This is a genomic window from Pseudomonas arabinosi (assembly GCF_047758675.1).
In the GTDB taxonomy this organism is placed as follows: domain Bacteria; phylum Pseudomonadota; class Gammaproteobacteria; order Pseudomonadales; family Pseudomonadaceae; genus Aquipseudomonas; species Aquipseudomonas arabinosi.
In genome coordinates, this window is sequence record NZ_CP180480.1 from 5,345,137 (window position 1) to 5,362,770 (window position 17,634).

Sequence of the window (17,634 nt, forward strand, 5' to 3'; positions counted from 1 at the left end):
CGGGCAAAACAAAACCCCTACCTGCATACGCAGATAGGGGTTTCGGAATTTAATCTTGACGATGACCTACTCTCACATGGGGAAACCCCACACTACCATCGGCGATGCATCGTTTCACTGCTGAGTTCGGGATGGGATCAGGTGGTTCCAATGCTCTATGGTCGTCAAGAAATTCGGTAGCCAGGTCGTTTACCTTTCGGTTCACGCTCCAGCGAATGGGTATGCGATAGTTGGGTGTTTTGTGAGTATCTCGAACTTTCGGTTCGTTTCGTCTTCACACACCGCAATCTGGCCTTTCGACGCAAATTGCTTGGGTGTTATATGGTCAAGCCTCACGGGCAATTAGTATTGGTTAGCTCAACGCCTCACAGCGCTTACACACCCAACCTATCAACGTCGTAGTCTTCGACGGCCCTTCAGGGGACTCAAGGTCCCAGTGAGATCTCATCTTGAGGCTAGTTTCCCGCTTAGATGCTTTCAGCGGTTATCTATTCCGAACATAGCTACCCGGCAATGCCACTGGCGTGACAACCGGAACACCAGAGGTTCGTCCACTCCGGTCCTCTCGTACTAGGAGCAGCCCCTCTCAAATCTCAAACGTCCACGGCAGATAGGGACCGAACTGTCTCACGACGTTCTAAACCCAGCTCGCGTACCACTTTAAATGGCGAACAGCCATACCCTTGGGACCGGCTTCAGCCCCAGGATGTGATGAGCCGACATCGAGGTGCCAAACACCGCCGTCGATATGAACTCTTGGGCGGTATCAGCCTGTTATCCCCGGAGTACCTTTTATCCGTTGAGCGATGGCCCTTCCATACAGAACCACCGGATCACTAAGACCTACTTTCGTACCTGCTCGACGTGTCTGTCTCGCAGTCAAGCGCGCTTTTGCCTTTATACTCTACGACCGATTTCCGACCGGTCTGAGCGCACCTTCGTACTCCTCCGTTACTCTTTAGGAGGAGACCGCCCCAGTCAAACTACCCACCATACACTGTCCTCGATCCGGATAACGGACCTGAGTTAGAACCTCAAAGTTGCCAGGGTGGTATTTCAAGGTTGGCTCCACGCGAACTGGCGTCCACGCTTCAAAGCCTCCCACCTATCCTACACAAGCAAATTCAAAGTCCAGTGCAAAGCTATAGTAAAGGTTCACGGGGTCTTTCCGTCTAGCCGCGGATACACTGCATCTTCACAGCGATTTCAATTTCACTGAGTCTCGGGTGGAGACAGCGCCGCCATCGTTACGCCATTCGTGCAGGTCGGAACTTACCCGACAAGGAATTTCGCTACCTTAGGACCGTTATAGTTACGGCCGCCGTTTACCGGGGCTTCGATCAAGAGCTTCGCGTTAGCTAACCCCATCAATTAACCTTCCGGCACCGGGCAGGCGTCACACCCTATACGTCCACTTTCGTGTTTGCAGAGTGCTGTGTTTTTAATAAACAGTCGCAGCGGCCTGGTATCTTCGACCGGCATGGGCTTACGCAGTAAATGCTTCACCCTCACCGGCGCACCTTCTCCCGAAGTTACGGTGCCATTTTGCCTAGTTCCTTCACCCGAGTTCTCTCAAGCGCCTTGGTATTCTCTACCCAACCACCTGTGTCGGTTTGGGGTACGGTTCCTGGTTACCTGAAGCTTAGAAGCTTTTCTTGGAAGCATGGCATCAACCACTTCGTCACCCAAAGGGTAACTCGTCATCAGCTCTCGGCCTTAGAATCCCGGATTTACCTAAGATTCCAGCCTACCACCTTAAACTTGGACAACCAACGCCAAGCTGGCCTAGCCTTCTCCGTCCCTCCATCGCAATAACCAGAAGTACAGGAATATTAACCTGTTTTCCATCGACTACGCTTTTCAGCCTCGCCTTAGGGACCGACTAACCCTGCGTCGATTAACGTTGCGCAGGAAACCTTGGTCTTTCGGCGTGGGTGTTTTTCACACCCATTGTCGTTACTCATGTCAGCATTCGCACTTCTGATACCTCCAGCAAGCTTCTCAACTCACCTTCACAGGCTTACAGAACGCTCCTCTACCGCATCACCTAAGTGATACCCGTAGCTTCGGTGTATGGTTTGAGCCCCGTTACATCTTCCGCGCAGGCCGACTCGACTAGTGAGCTATTACGCTTTCTTTAAAGGGTGGCTGCTTCTAAGCCAACCTCCTAGCTGTCTAAGCCTTCCCACATCGTTTCCCACTTAACCATAACTTTGGGACCTTAGCTGACGGTCTGGGTTGTTTCCCTTTTCACGACGGACGTTAGCACCCGCCGTGTGTCTCCCATGCTCGGCACTTGTAGGTATTCGGAGTTTGCATCGGTTTGGTAAGTCGGGATGACCCCCTAGCCGAAACAGTGCTCTACCCCCTACAGTGATACATGAGGCGCTACCTAAATAGCTTTCGAGGAGAACCAGCTATCTCCGAGCTTGATTAGCCTTTCACTCCGATCCACAGGTCATCCGCTAACTTTTCAACGGTAGTCGGTTCGGTCCTCCAGTTAGTGTTACCCAACCTTCAACCTGCCCATGGATAGATCGCCCGGTTTCGGGTCTATTCCCAGCGACTAGACGCCCTATTAAGACTCGCTTTCGCTACGCCTCCCCTATTCGGTTAAGCTCGCCACTGAAAATAAGTCGCTGACCCATTATACAAAAGGTACGCAGTCACCCAACAAAGTGGGCTCCCACTGCTTGTACGCATACGGTTTCAGGATCTATTTCACTCCCCTCTCCGGGGTTCTTTTCGCCTTTCCCTCACGGTACTAGTTCACTATCGGTCAGTCAGTAGTATTTAGCCTTGGAGGATGGTCCCCCCATATTCAGACAAAGTTTCTCGTGCTCCGTCCTACTCGATTTCATGACTAAGAGATTTTCGCGTACAGGGCTATCACCCACTATGGCCGCACTTTCCAGAGCGTTCCGCTAATCTCAAAGCCACTTAAGGGCTAGTCCCCGTTCGCTCGCCACTACTAAGGGAATCTCGGTTGATTTCTTTTCCTCAGGGTACTTAGATGTTTCAGTTCCCCTGGTTCGCCTCTTAAGCCTATGTATTCAGCTTAAGATAACCATCTTATGATGGCTGGGTTCCCCCATTCAGACATCTCCGGATCAAAGTCTGTTTGCCGACTCCCCGAAGCTTTTCGCAGGCTACCACGTCTTTCATCGCCTCTGACTGCCAAGGCATCCACCGTATGCGCTTCTTCACTTGACCATATAACCCCAAGCAATCTGGTTATACTGTGAAGACGACATTCGCCGAAAATTCGATAATACTCAATTAAGAGCAACTCACAAATTTTACCTTAGCCTGATCCAACACCAGTGAAAGTGTTGTCCAGTCTATCTTTCTATCACATACCCAAATTTTTAAAGAACGATCTAATCCAAAGACTAGAAATCAACATTCACCATCATCACGATGGAATGCTCATTTCTAAGCTTTCAACAAACAGAAGCAGTAGTGGTGGAGCCAAACGGGATCGAACCGTTGACCTCCTGCGTGCAAGGCAGGCGCTCTCCCAGCTGAGCTATGGCCCCGTATTTCTACAGGTTCCCACACAAAATTGGTGGGTCTGGGCAGATTCGAACTGCCGACCTCACCCTTATCAGGGGTGCGCTCTAACCAACTGAGCTACAGACCCAATTTCGGGCTGCTTCTTTATCGTCTTCTTCAATGAATCAAGCAATTCGTGTGGGAGCTTATGGAGCAGCTGATGTCGTCGATTAAGGAGGTGATCCAGCCGCAGGTTCCCCTACGGCTACCTTGTTACGACTTCACCCCAGTCATGAATCACACCGTGGTAACCGTCCTCCCGAAGGTTAGACTAGCTACTTCTGGTGCAACCCACTCCCATGGTGTGACGGGCGGTGTGTACAAGGCCCGGGAACGTATTCACCGCGACATTCTGATTCGCGATTACTAGCGATTCCGACTTCACGCAGTCGAGTTGCAGACTGCGATCCGGACTACGATCGGTTTTCTGGGATTAGCTCCACCTCGCGGCTTGGCAACCCTCTGTACCGACCATTGTAGCACGTGTGTAGCCCAGGCCGTAAGGGCCATGATGACTTGACGTCATCCCCACCTTCCTCCGGTTTGTCACCGGCAGTCTCCTTAGAGTGCCCACCATCACGTGCTGGTAACTAAGGACAAGGGTTGCGCTCGTTACGGGACTTAACCCAACATCTCACGACACGAGCTGACGACAGCCATGCAGCACCTGTCTCAATGTTCCCGAAGGCACCAATCCATCTCTGGAAAGTTCATTGGATGTCAAGGCCTGGTAAGGTTCTTCGCGTTGCTTCGAATTAAACCACATGCTCCACCGCTTGTGCGGGCCCCCGTCAATTCATTTGAGTTTTAACCTTGCGGCCGTACTCCCCAGGCGGTCAACTTAATGCGTTAGCTGCGCCACTAAGAGCTCAAGGCTCCCAACGGCTAGTTGACATCGTTTACGGCGTGGACTACCAGGGTATCTAATCCTGTTTGCTCCCCACGCTTTCGCACCTCAGTGTCAGTATCAGTCCAGGTGGTCGCCTTCGCCACTGGTGTTCCTTCCTATATCTACGCATTTCACCGCTACACAGGAAATTCCACCACCCTCTACCATACTCTAGCTTGTCAGTTTTGAATGCAGTTCCCAGGTTGAGCCCGGGGATTTCACATCCAACTTAACAAACCACCTACGCGCGCTTTACGCCCAGTAATTCCGATTAACGCTTGCACCCTCTGTATTACCGCGGCTGCTGGCACAGAGTTAGCCGGTGCTTATTCTGTCGGTAACGTCAAGACACCAACGTATTAGGTTAATGCCCTTCCTCCCAACTTAAAGTGCTTTACAATCCGAAGACCTTCTTCACACACGCGGCATGGCTGGATCAGGCTTTCGCCCATTGTCCAATATTCCCCACTGCTGCCTCCCGTAGGAGTCTGGACCGTGTCTCAGTTCCAGTGTGACTGATCATCCTCTCAGACCAGTTACGGATCGTCGCCTTGGTGAGCCATTACCTCACCAACTAGCTAATCCGACCTAGGCTCATCTGATAGCGCAAGGCCCGAAGGTCCCCTGCTTTCTCCCGTAGGACGTATGCGGTATTAGCGTCCGTTTCCGAGCGTTATCCCCCACTACCAGGCAGATTCCTAGGCATTACTCACCCGTCCGCCGCTCGCCACCAGGTACAAGTACCCGTGCTGCCGCTCGACTTGCATGTGTTAGGCCTGCCGCCAGCGTTCAATCTGAGCCATGATCAAACTCTTCAGTTCAAACATCTTTGGGTTTTTAAGAAACCCTAAACTTGGCTCAGCAATCGTTGGTTACATCTTTGATTTCTCGCGGAGTAACTTGTGATGCTGATAATCTTGTTGACTATCAGTCTGACTCCACAAGCACCCACACGAATTGCTTGATTCAGTTGTTAAAGAGCGGTTGGTTAAGATCTTTCGTCTCAACCGAGGCGCGCATTCTACAGCAGCCTCTGTTACTGTCAAGCGGTTATTTTTCGAAGTTTTCAAAGTTTCCTTTGCAACTTCAACCACTTGCGCTTTCGATCTCTCGTTAGCGGGAGGCGAATTCTACAGCGTTACTCGCTGCTGTCAACACCTCTTTCTCAACCCCTTTCGCGCTTCGATGACCTGAAGCAACTCGCTGCCGAAAACTGCGTAACTCATTGTTTACCAAGGAGTTTTCCGTTTCGACTGCGCCGGAAGTGGGGCGAATTATAGACTTCCAGAATCTGCCGTCAACCCTTAATTAAGCCTTTCTATAAGGATGTTCAAAATCGCTGCTTATATATAGACGCGCCCGCCATGAATGCGCAGTATATTGCCCAACAACACTCTCGCTTCCTACTTGGACGATGCCACGCCATGAATGACCAACCTCGCAGCCTTGCCTCGACCCTGTTTTCGGTTGGCCTGCTATTGATAGCCATGGCATCAATCCAGTCAGGCGCTTCCCTTGCTAAAAGCATGTTCCCCATTATTGGTGCGCAAGGGACCACCACCCTGCGGCTGATCTTCGCCAGCGTGATCATGATGGCGATACTGCGCCCCTGGCGAGCGAAGCTCACCGCAAAATCCCTGCGCACTGTCATCGTCTACGGAATGGCGTTGGGCGGCATGAACTTCCTCTTCTATATGTCCTTGCAAACCGTCCCCCTCGGTATCGCGGTTGCGCTGGAATTCACCGGCCCACTGGCGGTAGCCATCTACGCCTCACGTCGCGCGATCGACTTTTTGTGGATCGCCCTGGCAGCCGTCGGCTTGCTGCTGTTAATACCGTTGGGAGCAACGACCGCGGGAATCGATCTGGTAGGCGCCGGTTATGCATTGGGCGCGGGTGTCTGCTGGGCGCTATACATTCTGTTCGGCCAAAAGGCCGGTGCCGACAATGGCGTGCAGACCGCAGCACTGGGAGTGATGATTGCGGCACTTTTTGTAGCCCCTATCGGCATCGTCCATGCTGGCGCCGCGCTGCTCACTCCCTCACTGATCCCCGTGGCCATCGCTGTCGCCATTCTGTCCACCGCCGTGCCTTACACGCTGGAGATGGTCGCCCTCACCCGAATCCCGACCCGGACCTTCGGCACGTTGATGAGTATTGAACCTGCGATCGGCGCCCTGTCAGGCCTGTTGTTTCTCCATGAGTACCTCTCGCTGTCACAATGGATGGCCATCCTGTGCATCATTCTGGCTTCCATAGGCGCGACCTTGACGATGGGGAGTACAGCCAAGCCTGCTGTCGCTGCAGATTGAGACAGGATTTGACGAGGGTCTGGTATTTGCCGCGCAATTAGGCCATGTTTAGACCCGTAACCCAGTGTCAGACATGGATTTTTCAGATAGGGACATCAGAACGCTTCAAGCGAAAGCGAATGCAGCCAGACCCGGGCACAAAGATCCGGGGGCGCTATAAGGACAGTAATGAAACGAATTTTGATACTAATCGCCGTACTCGCGGTTGCGGGCTGCGCGGCGACATCGAAAACCCAGGTAAAACACGGCAAGAGAGGGCTGCATATCAACTGTTCCGGACTCTCGTCATCCTGGGACAAGTGCTACACCAGCGCTGCCAACTCGTGCGCTCCCAAAGGTTACAAGGTCATCGCCAAGTCAGGGGACACGGTGGAAGAACCAGGCGATTATCCGTTCGGCCTCAACCCTGCCGGCTATACCAGCCGCAGCATGATCGTCATCTGCAAATAGATCGTTGCCGTCTTGTCAGGTTCGTAGACCTGCGATCTGACGGCCAATCTCATCGTAACTGGACTTCAGTACCGCGCGCTGGATGTCTGGCGTGGCCAGCATTCGCGCAATGACCAACGCACCGATACATTGCGACAGAATCGCCCAGGCCAGGCTGTCGCTTTCCAGAACCTGCGCCCAACTCTTCTGAAGCCGACAAATCCAGTTTTCCGCCTGCTGGCGAATCATCACGTCTGAACGTGCAATCTCAGCCCCCAATGCCGGCAATGCACAACCGGATTCCGGGTGCTCGACATGAGCCATGCTCAGATAGTGTTTCAGGCAGCGCTGGAGCTTCTCAGGATTCTGGTCCGCCCCTAAACGCTCCAGGCTTTGAGACAGCTCACGCTCGACGATTGAAGCGAACAGCTCATCCTTCGATGAAAAGTGGCTGTAAAACGCCCCGCCACTCAAACCGATCGCCTTCATCAAACCGTCGACACCCACCGTTGAAAAACCGGACTTCTTGGCCGACACCGCACTGCTTTCAAGTAGCTTCTCTTTGGTTTCCAGTTTGTGATTGGCCGAGTAACGCATTGCCTTGCCCTCAGGATTGATCGCCTTGACGCTTACTGAATCGTAGCATAACGTTCGTTTAGTTAACGATCGTTTAGCAAAGAGATCTACCCATGAATAACAAGAAGGTCGTACTGGTTGTAGGTGCCGGGGATGCCACCGGCGGCGCCATTGCAAAACGCTTTGCGCAGGAAGGCTTTGTGGCGTGTGTCACCCGTCGCAGCGCGGACAAACTCCAGCCGTTGGTGGACGCCATCAAGGCAGACGGCGGTGAAGCCCACGGGTTTGCCTGCGATGCGCGCAAGGAAGAGGACGTGATTGCGTTAGTTGAGCAGATCGAAAGCCAGATTGGCCCAATCGAAGCGTTCGTCTTCAACATCGGCGCCAATGTGCCTTGCAGCATTCTTGAAGAAACCGCGCGTAAATATTTCAAGATCTGGGAAATGGCCTGCTTCTCAGGATTTCTCAACGCTCGTGAAGTGGCCAAGCGCATGGCCAAGCGTCAACGCGGGACTATTTTGTTCACCGGCGCTACCGCTGGCCTGCGTGGAGCCTCAGGATTTGCGGCGTTCGCCGGCGCCAAGCACGGGATTCGTGCCTTGGCGCAAAGCATGGCGCGTGAACTGGGGCCGATGAACATTCACGTCGCCCATGTTGTAGTCGACGGTGCCATCGATACCGATTTTATCCGCGAGAGTTTCCCCGAAAAGTACGCGACCAAGGACCAGGACGGCATTCTCAATCCAGAGCACATTGCCGAGAACTATTGGTACCTGCACAGCCAGCCCCGTGACGCATGGACCTTCGAGCTGGACCTGCGCCCCTGGAACGAACGCTGGTAACCCCCCTAAAAATAATAAGCAGAGCACATTGACCATGAGCAAAACCGTGGAGTTCTACTTCGACCTCGGCAGCCCCGCTACCTACCTGGCCTATACCCAACTACCGAAGATCTGCGAGCAGACCGACAGTCAGTTGATCTACATACCCATCTTGCTGGGCGGAGTCTTCAAAGCCACCGGTAACGCCTCCCCCGCGACCATCCCCGCCAAGGGCCGCTACATGTTTCAAGACCTGGACCGCTACGCCAAGCGCTATGGCGTGCCGCTGAAGTTCAATCCCCACTTTCCTATCAACACCCTGATGTTGATGCGCGCTGTTACCGGCATGCAGTTGCGCCATCCCGGACGCTTTCAGGCATTCATCGACTGCCTGTTTCACGCCCTCTGGGTTGAAGGCCGCAGCCTCGATGACCTGGCGACCGTCGCGTCAGTACTGACACAGAACGGTTTCGATCCAAATGAGGTGCTGGCCCTGACCGCCGACGAGGAAGTCAAAGCCACTCTCAAAGACAACACAGAGACAGCGGTGCTACGGGGCGTATTCGGTGCCCCAAGCATGTTTGTCGATAATCAGCTGTTCTTCGGCCAGGATCGCCTGGACTTCGTCCTTGAAGCCCTGAGTTAAATCTCGACGACCAGCCGTCCCTGCGCAGCTCCCGAAACGAGCAGCTCATGGGCGGCCTCGGCCGTTTGCAGGGTGAACTGCCGAGGGTCGAGCAACGGTTTCAACTGACCCGCCTCGATCAACTGCGCCGCCTCCCGAAGTATCTCCCCGTGATGCTCGCGCCCCTTGCCAGTCAGCAACGGCAACAAGGTAAACACTCCGGAATACGTCGCCCCACGAAACGAGAGTGGCGCAAGACTGTGCTGCCCCCATCCAAGACAACTCACGACATGCCCCTCGTAGACCCGGGCAGCCTTGAATGAAGCGTCCAGAGTTTCGCCACCCACCGTGTCGTAGACAATATCGAAACCCTCCCCCGCCGTGTGTTCAGCCACATACTCCTCAACCGAAGATTTACGGTAATCAATAAACGTCGCACCAACCCCTTCAATGATCGCCTGCTTCCCGGCCGACCCGGTGGCAAACACGTCGGCACCGAAAGCCCGGGCAATTTGCACCGCCACATGCCCGACACCGCCCGCACCACCGTGAATCAACACTTTCTGCCCCGCCCGCACCCGCGCACGATCCACCAATCCTTCCCACGCCGTGATCAGTACCAACGGCAATCCTGCCGCCTCGCGCATGCTCAGATTGCCTGGCTTGCGTGCCAGCAGCCGCGCATCGACGGCGGCGTATTCAGCCAGTGAACCCTGCGCACCGCCAATGCCGGTGGCCATCGCATAGACCTCATCACCCGGCAGCCATCCACTGACGCCTTCCCCCAATGCCTCCACTGTTCCCGCAAGATCAATACCCAACACCGCCGGCAGCGGCTGGCGCGCATGAGCAGCCTGACCCGACCGAATCTTTCCATCCAAAGGATTCACCCCACTGGCCTTGATCCTGACCAACACCTGGCCGGTTCCAGGCACGGGCCGTTGAATGGAAGCCAAGCGTAAAGGCCCATTGGCCGAATCAACAATCAGAGCGCGCATTTCAAGTGAGTCAGTCATTTCGCAATTTCCCGTCAGAGGTGGCTGTGGGATAAATCTTCCTCCTGCTCACTCATGCCGATAAGACGCTATATAGCTATAGTGACCATGCCCATTTGGCATCAATGAGAAACCCCGTGGACAAACTCAATGCAATGTCTATCTTCGTTCGCGTTGTCGAACGTGGCAGCTTTTCTGCCGTCGCCCGGGAATTGCAGACCAGCCAGCCGACCATCAGCAAAGTGCTGCGAGCATTGGAAACCGAGCTGGGTGGAAAGTTGATTTCCCGCAGCACCCGACAACTGTCCCTGACCGACGAAGGGCAGCGGTACTACAGCGAATGTCGACAAATTCTGGCGGCCGTAGACGCCGCAGAACACAGTTTTCACTCCGGCCGCGAAGCTGTTGCCGGAAACCTGAAAATAGGATCTTCCGTGAGTTTCGGGCGCTTGCAGATTGCGCCGCGACTGCCGGCATTCCTCAAAAAATATCCCCAGTTGCAAATTGATTTGCAACTGAGCGATCAAAATCAGGACCTGGTCAGTGAAGGACTGGACGTCACGTTCAGGATCGGCGAGTTGAACGACAGCGGATTGATTGCCCGCCACATCGGCACCACCCACCGAGTGACGGTCGCAGCGCCCGACTACCTTGCGCAACACGGCCACCCGCAAACGCCCGAAGAATTACGCGGACACAACTGCCTGCAGTTCAACCTGCTGAACAGTCAGAACCTATGGGTTTATGAGAGAGAGGCCCAACGTCACGAAGTGCGAATCAAGGGCAACGCACAAAGCAACAACTCCGAAGCAATCCGCGAGATGGTACTGGGGGGATTGGGGATTGCGCTGTCGCCGGTTTGGCTGTTCAGCGAGGACTTGAAGGCGGGACGTGTGACCGCGATTCTGCTGGAATACAGCGCGCAGTCGCTGCCGATTCATGCCGTGTCCCCGGCGAATCGTCGCCAATCCGCCAGGGTCAAAGCCTTTGTCGACTACATGAGCCAGGCGCTCGAAGAAGCGCCTGAACTCCAACCGATCAAATAGCCGCAGTGCGGGTGTTCAGCCACTCAAGGGCTGCTCCGTCGAGCAACGGGCTCAAACGCTGGCGCACCTCGGCGTGGTAGGCGTTGAACCAATGCTTTTCGTCGTCGGTCAACAGCGACGGCTCCAGGCAGCGAGTGTCGATCGGGCACAGGGTCAGGGTTTCGAATTTCAGGAACTCGCCGAATTCGCTTTTGCCCGCCTCACGGTTCAACACCAGGTTTTCGATCCGCACACCCCAGCGGCCCGGACGGTAAGTGCCCGGTTCGATGGAAGTGATCATGCCCGGTTGCATCGCGGTTTGCGGTGCCGCGGCGGCCTGATAGGCGATGACCTGCGGGCCTTCGTGCACGTTGAGGAAGTAGCCTACGCCGTGACCGGTGCCGTGGCCGTAATCAACGCTTTCAGCCCAGATCGGCGCGCGGGCAATCGAATCGAGCAACGGCGAGAGAATGCCACGAGGGAATTGCGCACGGGACAACGCAATCACGCCTTTGAGCACCCGCGTGCAATCGCGCTTCTGCTCAGCGGTCGGCGTACCGACCGGTACCATCCGCGTGATGTCAGTGGTGCCGCCCAGGTACTGGCCGCCGGAGTCGATCAACAACAGACCGTCGCCTTCGATCACCGCGTGTTCTTCTTCGGTGGCGTGGTAGTGCGGCATTGCGCCATTGGCGTTGAACGCGGCAATGGTGTTGAAGCTCAGCGATACATATCCCGGACGTCGGGTACGCGCCGCTGTCAGGTGTTCGTCGATGGTCAGTTCGGTGATGCGCTCACGACCCAACGCAGTGTCCAGCCAGGTGAAGAATTCGCACAGCGCCGCGCCGTCCTGCTCCATGGCCTGACGAATGTGCTCGGCATCGGCCAGGCTTTTCTGCGACTTGGCCAACGTCGTCGGGTTCAGGCCTTCGAGCAGCTTCACACCGCTATCCAGGTTATCCAGCAAGCCGGCGGTGACGCGCGCCGGATCAACTTGCAGGCTCGCCCCGCTCGGTACGGCGCGCAAGGCGGCGGCCACTTCGCTGTAATCGCGCAGGGTCACGCCGTCCTGTTCGAGGACTGCGCGCAGTTCGGCATCGACCTTGCTCAGGGCCACGAACAGAGTCGCCTGCTCTTGGCTGATCAACGCGAAAGAAACAAACACCGGGTTAAACGACACGTCGCCGCCACGCAGGTTGAACAGCCAGGCGATGTCATCGAGGGTGGCGATGAAGTGCCAGTCGGCACCGCGATCTTTCAAAACCTCACGCAGCTTGGCCAGTTTCTCGCCGCGGCTGACTGTCGCCTGAGGCGGCAGGTGTTGATAGATCGGCTCATTCGGCAACGTCGGACGGTCGCTCCAGACTTCGCTCAACACATCGATGTCAGTGCGCAGACGTGCGCCGCGCTCTTCAAGCTTGCCACCCAGCGTACGCGCCGATGCCACGGCCATTACCGCGCCATCTACCGCGACGACACCGCCTTCAGGGGTTTGCTCGGCCAGCCAGTCCAGCGGGCCGGGCTGACCCGGTTGCAGCTTGACCAGTTCGATGCCGCTGCCCTTGAGTTCCTTGGTCGCTTGCTCCCAATAACGGCTGTCGGCCCAGACGCCGGCAAAGTCCGGCGTGACGATCAGCGTGCCGACCGAGCCATGAAAGCCCGACAACCATTGCCGCCCTTGCCAGTAACCCGGCAGGTATTCCGAAAGATGCGGATCGGCCGACGGCACCAGCAGAGCATGAATGCCCTCCCGGCTCATCAGTTCGCGGGTTTGCGCCAGGCGTTGAGGCACCGATCCATTGATCGAAGGCTGCGTACTCATCATGTCTCCTGCTAATCACTTCATCATTATTGTTGAGTGCCGATCAATGCCGACACTTTCAGACCTTATTGCCAAAATGCCGGAGCACTGGCGCAGGCCTCTTTAATCAGGTGTACCGCTTGGTCGATGTCCTGCTCGGTGGTGAACCGGCCAAGACTCAAGCGAATGGTGCGACTCGCCGAGCGGGCGTCATGCCCCAGGGCCAGGAGCACATGGGAGGGAGCATTGCTGGCGGAATTGCAGGCCGAGGTCGCGGAAAACGCGATCGTGGTGCTCAACGCCGCGGAATTGAACTCGCCTTCATTGAAGGTCAGGCTCAGGGTATGAGGGATGCGCTGGGTCGGACTGCCATTGAGGCGAACGCCGGGAATACTCAGCAGCTGTTCGAGCAAGCGTTCGCGCAGCCGGACGATCGTGGCTTTCTCTTCGTCGAACGAAGAGGCCGCCAACGCGAACGCCACACCCATGGCAGCGATCTGGTGAGTTGCCAGGGTGCCGGAACGCAAACCGCCCTCGTGACCACCGCCGTGAATCTGCGCCTGCACATGCTGCTGCGCGCGCGGCCCGACGTACAGCGCGCCGATGCCTTTGGGGCCGTAAATCTTGTGGGCGGAAAATGACATCAGATCCACTGGCAACCGGGCCAGGTCGATCACCACTTTGCCTGCACCTTGAGCCGCGTCGACATGGAACAACGCATCGCGTGCACGTACGACTTCGCCGATGGCCGAGATGTCGTTGACCGTGCCCAGCTCGTTGTTGACCAGCATCAGCGACACCAGAAAGGTGTCTTCGCGCATCGCTTCGCTGACCGCTTGCGGGGTAATCAAACCCTCGGCGTCAGGCACCAGATAGGTCACCGCAACACCGGCGTCCTGCAACTGCTTCGCCGTGTCGAGAATCGCTTTGTGTTCGATCTGGCTGGTGATGATGTGGCCGCCAGAAACGCCGCGAGCCTGGGCCACGCCCTTGAGGGCAAGGTTGTTCGATTCGGTGGCGCCGGAGGTCCAGACGATCTGGTCCGCCTGGGCGCCGACCAGTTCGGCGACCTGACGCCGCGCCTGCTCGACCGTTTGCCGGGCCTGTTGGCCGAACGCGTGGGAGCTGGACGCCGGATTGCCGAAGTTGCCGGTAAAACCCAGACACTCGACCATGATCTTGATGACTCGCTCATCCACCGGCGTGGTGGCGGCGTAGTCGAAATACAGAGGACGTTTATTCATAGAAGACTCGCAGAGCATGTTCCGGGATCAGGAGGCTCGTCACTGAAACGCCAAGCGCAGCCTCGTGAGCTGCGCCGATCGTTCAGAGCGTTAGAAATACCTGATCGGAGGCCGTTAAAGAAGAACAACTTCATTTAAAAGTGCGTAGGAACGCTCCTGAAGTCGAGCTTAACAGGCATCGGGCGACCGGTTGAAGCAATGCGTCAGCTAAAGCTTTCGAGCAACAACGGATACAGCGAAGCCACCAGCAACAAGGCCATGCCCCAATTGAACAGCCGCAACCAGCGGCGATCCTTCAGCACGTTGCGCAACAACGTGCCGCAGCCTGCCCAGACACTGACGCTCGGCAGGTTGATCAAGGCGAACACGGCCGCAATCACAATCACGTTGGTGAAGTAACCCTGCATCGGCGTGTAGGTGCTGATGGCACCGATGGCCATGATCCAGGCCTTGGGATTGACCCACTGAAACGCTGCGGCGCCCAAATAGCTGATCGGCTTGCTCTCGCCCTTTTCACTCTCGGAAACCGGTCCCGAACGGGCGATTTTCCACGCCAGGTACAACAAATACGCCGCGCCGACGTAACGCAGCACGCTGTAGAGCAAAGGATAAGTTTGAAACACGGCGCCCAAGCCAAAACCTACCGCCACCACGAGCACGAAGAAGCCACAGGTGATGCCAAGCATATGGGGGATGGTGCGGTTAAAGCCGAAGTTCACACCCGATGCCAGCAACATTGTGTTGTTGGGGCCGGGAGTGATCGAGGTGACAAGCGCAAACAGGGCAAAGCCCAGCAGCAAATCGAGCGAGAGTGTCATGGGTGGCAGTCCATTGGGGTCAGTCAGGTGTTGACCCTATCGCAGGCTTTAAGGGAAACCCATGGACAGTTGCGTGAAACTTCAAGCGGTACAGTTTTCGATCAGCTAGGACGGCCGTGAAGCTGTACAGCACGTTCGGCGTTCATCTCGCCTTGGTTGTCGAAACTGAACGACTTTTGCGGTTGGCCGAGCAATTCGGCTTTTTTCGCGTGGTATTCGTCGAAGGACAGACCGCGACGATTCAACGCCTCAAGTGCCAATTCCTTGGTTTCTTCCGCAGTGTACGGCCGTAATTCCGGGGAAACATGGCTGGCACATCCGGCTAGAACGGAGACCGCGAGCAGCAAGAAAGTAGCGATTAGAGGTTTCATGGTGAGCGTCCTGGTGTATCTGGGTTCGGGCAATGAACACAGGCTACGCCGGGCATCCGATCAGCAGAAATCAACGCTCTCGATAGTGGCTATCGACTTTGCCTAATGCCGCTCAAGTAGACCGCCTTATATCTCCAAACGATCTATAAATATTAATTTAAGGTCTTTTACGGAATAACACCGAGCCTTTATAACCACTGTCATCGCTTCACGCACTGTTGCCCAAGCAACTGTTTGCCGGGCAACAGTCATTCAACAAACAGCTCTGCCATTCGTACAGTGTCTACCGGCCAAAGCGCTGAAAGCCCAGTAAACCGGGGCTCCGAGGGATTGGTACAGCTCTTGCTCTCTGTCAGTGACTACTCACTGCTCCCTGAGCAACTGTTTAAAAAGGAACTGATCATGTCACGTCCATTGAAAGTCGTTGCCCTCTCCGGCGGTACCTGGCGTCCGTCCCGCACGTTGGTGCTGACCCAGACACTGTTGGCGCAACTGGCTGAGCAATTACCGATTGAAAGCAAGCTGATTGAACTGGGTGACATCGCCCGACCATTGGGCGCCGCGCTGTCCCGTCAGGAATTGAGCGCCGAGATCGACGCCGAGCTGCAAGCGATCGAGAACGCTGACCTTCTGATCGTCGCCGCGCCGGTTTATCGCGGTTCCTACCCTGGATTGCTCAAGCATCTGTTCGATTTGATCGACCTCAACGCATTGATCGACACGCCGGTATTGCTGGCCGCCACCGGTGGCAGCGAACGCCATGCGCTGGTGCTGGATCACCAGTTGCGGCCGTTGTTCAGTTTCTTCCAGGCATTGACCTTGCCGATTGGCGTCTACGCCACCGAAGCCGATTTCTCCAATTATCAAATAACCAGTGAGCCCTTGAAGGCCCGCATTCGTCTTGCTGCAGAACGCGCCGCGCCGTTGTTTGGCGTGCACCCCAAAAATCTGCTGAAAATCGCTTAAGGATTTCTTCATGGATGTTTTCTGGTTCCTGCCGACTCACGGCGACGGCCATTACCTGGGCACCACTCAGGGCGCTCGCCCGGTGACACTCAACTACCTGAAACAAGTGGCCCAGGCGGCCGACAGCCTCGGCTACCACGGCGTACTGATTCCCACCGGGCGCTCCTGCGAGGATTCGTGGGTGATTGCTTCGGCGCTGGTGCCGCTGACCGAACGCCTGCGCTATCTGGTGGCGATTCGGCCGGGGATCATCTCGCCGACGGTCTCGGCGCGCATGGCCGCAACACTGGATCGACTGTCCAATGGCCGCTTGCTGATCAACGTGGTCACGGGTGGTGACCCGGATGAAAACCGTGGCGACGGCATCTTCCTCGATCACAGCGAACGCTACGAAGTGACCGACGAATTCCTGAAAATCTGGCGCTGGGTGCTGCAAGGCGAATCGGTGGATTTCGAAGGCAAACACCTGCAAGTGCAGAATGCCAAGGCGCTGTATCCGCCGGTGCAAAAACCTTATCCGCCGCTGTACTTCGGCGGTTCTTCCGAAGCCGCGCATGAATTGGCCGCCGAGCAAGTTGATGTCTACCTGACCTGGGGCGAACCGCCGGCCGCCGTGGCGGAAAAACTGGCCGATGTGCGTGAACGTGCCGCGCGAAACGGTCGCACGGTGAAGTTCGGGATTCGCTTGCACGTGATCGTTCGCGAGACCACCGAAGAGGCCTGGAAAGCCGCGGATAAACTGATCGAGCACATCAGCGACGAAACCATCGCGGCCGCGCAGAAGTCGTTCTCGCGTTTCGATTCCGAAGGTCAGCGGCGCATGGCGGCGTTGCATGACGGGCGTCGTGACAACCTGGAAATATCCCCCAACCTGTGGGCCGGTGTCGGTCTGGTGCGTGGCGGTGCCGGGACGGCGTTGGTGGGCGATCCGCAGCAAGTGGCGGCGCGAATCAAGGAGTACGCGGACCTGGGAATCGAAAGCTTCATCTTCTCCGGCTATCCGCACCTCGAAGAGGCTTATCGTTTTGCCGAACTGGTGTTCCCGCTGTTGCCTGAGCCATACGCCAGCCTGGCCGGGCGTGGGGTTACCAATCTCACCGGGCCGTTTGGCGAAATGATCGCCAATGATGTGCTGCCTACAAAAGCCACGGCCTGACCCAGAAATCCTGTGGGAGCGAGCCTGCTCGCGATGGCGTCCGTCCAATCG

Annotated in this window: 13 protein-coding genes, 2 tRNA genes and 3 rRNA genes; 7 read left to right on the top strand and 11 right to left on the bottom strand. The window is 56.1% G+C overall.

Annotated features, from left to right (window positions below; all coding sequences use genetic code 11):
- Positions 1-53: 53 nt before the first annotated feature.
- The 5 genes from rrf to ACMXYJ_RS24855 all read right to left on the bottom strand — a co-directional run bounded on the left by rrf (position 54) and on the right by ACMXYJ_RS24855 (position 5,265).
- Positions 54-169 (bottom strand): 5S ribosomal RNA (gene rrf, locus ACMXYJ_RS24835).
- Between the two features lie 152 nt (positions 170-321).
- Positions 322-3,213 (bottom strand): 23S ribosomal RNA (locus ACMXYJ_RS24840).
- A gap of 250 nt (positions 3,214-3,463) precedes the next feature.
- Positions 3,464-3,539, bottom strand: a tRNA-Ala gene (locus tag ACMXYJ_RS24845).
- Between the two features lie 27 nt (positions 3,540-3,566).
- Positions 3,567-3,643, bottom strand: a tRNA-Ile gene (locus tag ACMXYJ_RS24850).
- Positions 3,644-3,726: 83 nt separating this feature from the next.
- Positions 3,727-5,265, bottom strand: a 16S ribosomal RNA gene (locus ACMXYJ_RS24855).
- The 16S, 23S and 5S rRNA genes sit together here with 2 tRNA genes alongside, the layout of an rRNA operon.
- A 603-nt stretch (positions 5,266-5,868) precedes the next feature.
- On the opposite strand from ACMXYJ_RS24855, the gene rhtA reads away from it, so the two are divergent.
- Both rhtA and ACMXYJ_RS24865 read left to right on the top strand, forming a co-directional pair.
- Positions 5,869-6,756, top strand: coding sequence for a threonine/homoserine exporter RhtA (rhtA, locus tag ACMXYJ_RS24860; RefSeq protein ID WP_415760802.1), 888 nt, complete (start codon positions 5,869-5,871; stop codon positions 6,754-6,756).
- Positions 6,757-6,924: 168 nt separating this feature from the next.
- A complete protein-coding gene (locus ACMXYJ_RS24865; protein WP_415757323.1) occupies positions 6,925-7,206 on the top strand; it encodes a hypothetical protein in 282 nt (93 codons plus the stop codon).
- A gap of 15 nt (positions 7,207-7,221) precedes the next feature.
- On the opposite strand, the gene ACMXYJ_RS24870 is transcribed toward ACMXYJ_RS24865, so the two are convergent.
- Positions 7,222-7,782: a TetR/AcrR family transcriptional regulator gene (locus tag ACMXYJ_RS24870; RefSeq protein ID WP_415757324.1), complete on the bottom strand. Its 561-nt coding sequence runs from the start codon at positions 7,780-7,782 to the stop codon at positions 7,222-7,224.
- Positions 7,783-7,874: 92 nt separating this feature from the next.
- Between ACMXYJ_RS24870 and ACMXYJ_RS24875 the strand changes: the two genes are divergently transcribed.
- Together ACMXYJ_RS24875 and ACMXYJ_RS24880 are read left to right on the top strand one after the other, a co-directional pair.
- A complete protein-coding gene (locus ACMXYJ_RS24875; protein ID WP_415757325.1) occupies positions 7,875-8,603 on the top strand; it encodes an SDR family oxidoreductase in 729 nt (242 codons plus the stop codon).
- A gap of 34 nt (positions 8,604-8,637) precedes the next feature.
- Positions 8,638-9,228 carry a 2-hydroxychromene-2-carboxylate isomerase gene (locus ACMXYJ_RS24880; protein WP_415757326.1) on the top strand — a complete coding sequence of 197 codons (591 nt, stop codon included), beginning with the start codon at positions 8,638-8,640 and terminating at the stop codon, positions 9,226-9,228.
- Here ACMXYJ_RS24880 and ACMXYJ_RS24885 read toward each other — a convergent pair.
- Positions 9,225-10,223 carry a zinc-dependent alcohol dehydrogenase family protein gene (locus tag ACMXYJ_RS24885; RefSeq protein ID WP_415757327.1) on the bottom strand — a complete coding sequence of 333 codons (999 nt, stop codon included), beginning with the start codon at positions 10,221-10,223 and terminating at the stop codon, positions 9,225-9,227. The two genes, ACMXYJ_RS24880 and ACMXYJ_RS24885, sit on opposite strands and share 4 nt — an antisense overlap.
- A gap of 104 nt (positions 10,224-10,327) precedes the next feature.
- On the opposite strand from ACMXYJ_RS24885, the gene ACMXYJ_RS24890 reads away from it, so the two are divergent.
- Entirely contained in the window at positions 10,328-11,248 is a 921-nt protein-coding gene (locus tag ACMXYJ_RS24890; RefSeq protein ID WP_415757328.1) for a LysR family transcriptional regulator, read from the top strand.
- Here ACMXYJ_RS24890 and ACMXYJ_RS24895 read toward each other — a convergent pair.
- The 4 genes from ACMXYJ_RS24895 to ACMXYJ_RS24910 form a co-directional block, all read right to left on the bottom strand.
- Complete coding sequence (locus ACMXYJ_RS24895; RefSeq protein WP_415757329.1) at positions 11,241-13,049, bottom strand: aminopeptidase P family protein; 1,809 nt, start codon at positions 13,047-13,049, stop codon at positions 11,241-11,243. The two genes, ACMXYJ_RS24890 and ACMXYJ_RS24895, sit on opposite strands and share 8 nt — an antisense overlap.
- 65 nt (positions 13,050-13,114) lie before the next feature.
- Positions 13,115-14,272 (bottom strand): cysteine desulfurase family protein, encoded by a 1,158-nt coding sequence (locus ACMXYJ_RS24900; RefSeq protein WP_415757330.1) that lies wholly within the window; start codon positions 14,270-14,272, stop codon positions 13,115-13,117.
- A 203-nt stretch (positions 14,273-14,475) separates the two neighbouring features.
- Positions 14,476-15,090: a LysE family translocator gene (locus ACMXYJ_RS24905; protein WP_046054456.1), complete on the bottom strand. Its 615-nt coding sequence runs from the start codon at positions 15,088-15,090 to the stop codon at positions 14,476-14,478.
- A 101-nt stretch (positions 15,091-15,191) separates the two neighbouring features.
- A complete protein-coding gene (locus ACMXYJ_RS24910; protein WP_401354760.1) occupies positions 15,192-15,461 on the bottom strand; it encodes a hypothetical protein in 270 nt (89 codons plus the stop codon).
- A 402-nt stretch (positions 15,462-15,863) separates the two neighbouring features.
- Between ACMXYJ_RS24910 and msuE the strand changes: the two genes are divergently transcribed.
- Both msuE and ssuD read left to right on the top strand, forming a co-directional pair.
- Positions 15,864-16,427 carry an FMN reductase gene (msuE, locus tag ACMXYJ_RS24915; RefSeq protein WP_415757331.1) on the top strand — a complete coding sequence of 188 codons (564 nt, stop codon included), beginning with the start codon at positions 15,864-15,866 and terminating at the stop codon, positions 16,425-16,427.
- 10 nt (positions 16,428-16,437) lie between these two features.
- Positions 16,438-17,583, top strand: a complete 1,146-nt coding sequence (ssuD, locus tag ACMXYJ_RS24920) for an FMNH2-dependent alkanesulfonate monooxygenase (protein WP_415757332.1) — start codon at positions 16,438-16,440, stop codon at positions 17,581-17,583.
- Positions 17,584-17,634 lie beyond the last annotated feature (51 nt).

What these genes read in the sequence shown, in the direction of transcription:
- ACMXYJ_RS24865 (WP_415757323.1), top strand. Translation starts at nt 6,925, where the DNA reads ATGAAACGAATTTTGATACTAATCGCCGTACTCGCGGTTGCGGGCTGC.
- ACMXYJ_RS24885 (WP_415757327.1), bottom strand. Translation starts at nt 10,223, where the DNA reads ATGACTGACTCACTTGAAATGCGCGCTCTGATTGTTGATTCGGCCAAT.
- msuE (WP_415757331.1), top strand. Translation starts at nt 15,864, where the DNA reads ATGTCACGTCCATTGAAAGTCGTTGCCCTCTCCGGCGGTACCTGGCGT.
- ACMXYJ_RS24905 (WP_046054456.1), bottom strand. Translation starts at nt 15,090, where the DNA reads ATGACACTCTCGCTCGATTTGCTGCTGGGCTTTGCCCTGTTTGCGCTT.
- rhtA (WP_415760802.1), top strand. Translation starts at nt 5,869, where the DNA reads ATGAATGACCAACCTCGCAGCCTTGCCTCGACCCTGTTTTCGGTTGGC.
- ACMXYJ_RS24910 (WP_401354760.1), bottom strand. Translation starts at nt 15,461, where the DNA reads ATGAAACCTCTAATCGCTACTTTCTTGCTGCTCGCGGTCTCCGTTCTA.
- ACMXYJ_RS24875 (WP_415757325.1), top strand. Translation starts at nt 7,875, where the DNA reads ATGAATAACAAGAAGGTCGTACTGGTTGTAGGTGCCGGGGATGCCACC.
- ssuD (WP_415757332.1), top strand. Translation starts at nt 16,438, where the DNA reads ATGGATGTTTTCTGGTTCCTGCCGACTCACGGCGACGGCCATTACCTG.
- ACMXYJ_RS24870 (WP_415757324.1), bottom strand. Translation starts at nt 7,782, where the DNA reads ATGCGTTACTCGGCCAATCACAAACTGGAAACCAAAGAGAAGCTACTT.
- ACMXYJ_RS24880 (WP_415757326.1), top strand. Translation starts at nt 8,638, where the DNA reads ATGAGCAAAACCGTGGAGTTCTACTTCGACCTCGGCAGCCCCGCTACC.
- ACMXYJ_RS24900 (WP_415757330.1), bottom strand. Translation starts at nt 14,272, where the DNA reads ATGAATAAACGTCCTCTGTATTTCGACTACGCCGCCACCACGCCGGTG.
- ACMXYJ_RS24895 (WP_415757329.1), bottom strand. Translation starts at nt 13,049, where the DNA reads ATGAGTACGCAGCCTTCGATCAATGGATCGGTGCCTCAACGCCTGGCG.
- ACMXYJ_RS24890 (WP_415757328.1), top strand. Translation starts at nt 10,328, where the DNA reads ATGAGAAACCCCGTGGACAAACTCAATGCAATGTCTATCTTCGTTCGC.